This window comes from Paenibacillus tuaregi (genome assembly GCF_900086655.1).
Lineage (GTDB): Bacteria > Bacillota > Bacilli > Paenibacillales > Paenibacillaceae > Fontibacillus > Fontibacillus tuaregi.
On the sequence record NZ_LT575476.1, the window covers coordinates 4,290,824 to 4,293,323 of the forward strand.

At 53.7% G+C, this 2,500-nt stretch carries 2 rRNA genes (1 of these 2 only partly in view); both read right to left on the reverse strand.

The features are described from left to right. Position 1: 1 nt before the first annotated feature. Positions 2-118: ribosomal RNA gene (gene rrf / locus BN6628_RS19220) — 5S ribosomal RNA — on the reverse strand. Between the two features lie 217 nt (positions 119-335). Beyond that, positions 336-2,500 (reverse strand): 23S ribosomal RNA (locus BN6628_RS19225); it runs 760 nt beyond the window's last position.

Below are 2,500 nucleotides of genomic sequence, written 5' to 3' on the forward strand. Positions count from 1 at the left end.
TGCTTGGCGGCGTCCTACTCTCCCAGGACCCTGCGGTCCAAGTACCATCGGCGCTGGAGGGCTTAACGGTCGTGTTCGGGATGGGTACGCGTGGAACCCCTCCGCCATCGCCACCAAACGGGATTTTCCGAGTCATTGCTCTCTGAGTTATCTCAGGTGAATCTCTGACTTCAGAAAAACTAATTCAGGTTTCAGCATCGCCAAATGCTGAAAGCTAGTTCCTTCTAACCGAAGGCTTGCTTCGGAATAGAAATGAGGTTTGCTCCCTGAAAACTAGATACGAAACGAACTTGCATATTAGATTGTAGCCTTCCCCGTTGTTCTCGGGGTATATTTTGGATAAGCCCTCGACCGATTAGTACTGGTCAGCTCCATGCATTGCTGCACTTCCACCCCCAGCCTATCTACCTCGTCGTCTTCAAGGGGTCTTACATACTGGGAAATCTCATCTTGAGGGGGGCTTCACGCTTAGATGCTTTCAGCGCTTATCCCTTCCGCACTTAGCTACCCAGCTGTGCTCCTGGCGGAACAACTGGTGCACCAGCGGTGCGTCCATCCCGGTCCTCTCGTACTAAGGACAGCTCCTCTCAAATTTCCTACGCCCACGACAGATAGGGACCGAACTGTCTCACGACGTTCTGAACCCAGCTCGCGTACCGCTTTAATGGGCGAACAGCCCAACCCTTGGGACCTACTTCAGCCCCAGGATGCGATGAGCCGACATCGAGGTGCCAAACCTCCCCGTCGATGTGGACTCTTGGGGGAGATAAGCCTGTTATCCCCAGGGTAGCTTTTATCCGTTGAGCGATGGCCCTTCCATGCGGTACCACCGGATCACTAAGCCCGACTTTCGTCCCTGCTCGACTTGTCAGTCTCGCAGTCAAGCTCCCTTATGCCTTTGCACTCTTCGAATGATTTCCAACCATTCTGAGGGAACCTTGGGGCGCCTCCGTTACTCTTTAGGAGGCGACCGCCCCAGTCAAACTGCCCACCTGACACGGTCCCCGTACCGGGTTACGGTACTAGGTTAGAACTCCGATACGATCAGGGTGGTATCCCAACGGTGCCTCCACCGAAGCTGGCGCTCCGGCTTCCTAGGCTCCCACCTATCCTGTACAAATCGTATCAAAGTCCAATATCAAGCTGCAGTAAAGCTCCATGGGGTCTTTCCGTCTTGTCGCGGGTAACCTGCATCTTCACAGGTATTAAAATTTCACCGGATCTCTCGTTGAGACAGCGCCCAAGTCGTTACGCCATTCGTGCGGGTCAGAATTTACCTGACAAGGAATTTCGCTACCTTAGGACCGTTATAGTTACGGCCGCCGTTTACTGGGGCTTCGGTTCATAGCTTCGGATTGCTCCTAACCACTCCCCTTAACCTTCCAGCACCGGGCAGGCGTCAGCCCGTATACTTCGCCTTACGGCTTCGCACAGACCTGTGTTTTTGCTAAACAGTCGCTTGGGCCTTTTCACTGCGGCCCCCTCGGGCTATTCACCCTACCGAGGCACCCCTTCTCCCGAAGTTACGGGGTCATTTTGCCGAGTTCCTTAACGAGAGTTCTTCCGCGCGCCTTAGAATTCTCTTCTCGCCTACCTGTGTCGGTTTGCGGTACGGGCACCTTCTCCTGACTAGAGGCTTTTCTTGGCAGTGTGAGATCATGACCTTCGCTACTGTAATTTTCACTCCCCATCACAGCCCAGCCTTACGGTATGCGGATTTGCCTACATACCAGCCTCACTGCTTGGACGGACATCCATCAGTCCGCGTCACTACCCTGCTGCGTCACCCCATCGTTCATAACGGATTACGGTGGTACAGGAATTTCAACCTGTTGTCCTTCGACTACGCCTTTCGGCCTCGCCTTAGGTCCCGACTTACCCTGAGCGGACGAACCTTCCTCAGGAACCCTTAGGCTTTCGGCGGATCAGATTCTCACTGATCTTTTCGTTACTCATACCGGCATTCTCACTTGTATGCAGTCCAGCGCTCCTTCCGGTACACCTTCAATCCACATACAACGCTCCCCTACCCCTGATGCAAGCATCAAGCCATAGCTTCGGTGGTGTGTTTAGCCCCGTTACATTTTCGGCGCAGAGTCACTCGACCAGTGAGCTATTACGCACTCTTTAAATGGTGGCTGCTTCTAAGCCAACATCCTGGTTGTCTGTGCAACTCCACATCCTTTCCCACTTAACACACACTTGGGGACCTTAGCTGATGGTCTGGGCTGTTTCCCTTTTGACAATGGATCTTAGCACTCACTGTCTGACTCCCGGATACAAGTCTGTGGCATTCGGAGTTTGACTGAGCTTGGTAACCCTTGGCGGGCCCCGCACCCAATCAGTGCTCTACCTCCACGACTCTTCTTCCGAGGCTAGCCCTAAAGCTATTTCGGGGAGAACCAGCTATCTCCGAGTTCGATTGGAATTTCTCCGCTACCCCCACCTCATCCCCGCATTTTTCAACATACGTGGGTTCGGGCCTCCAGTGCGTGTTACC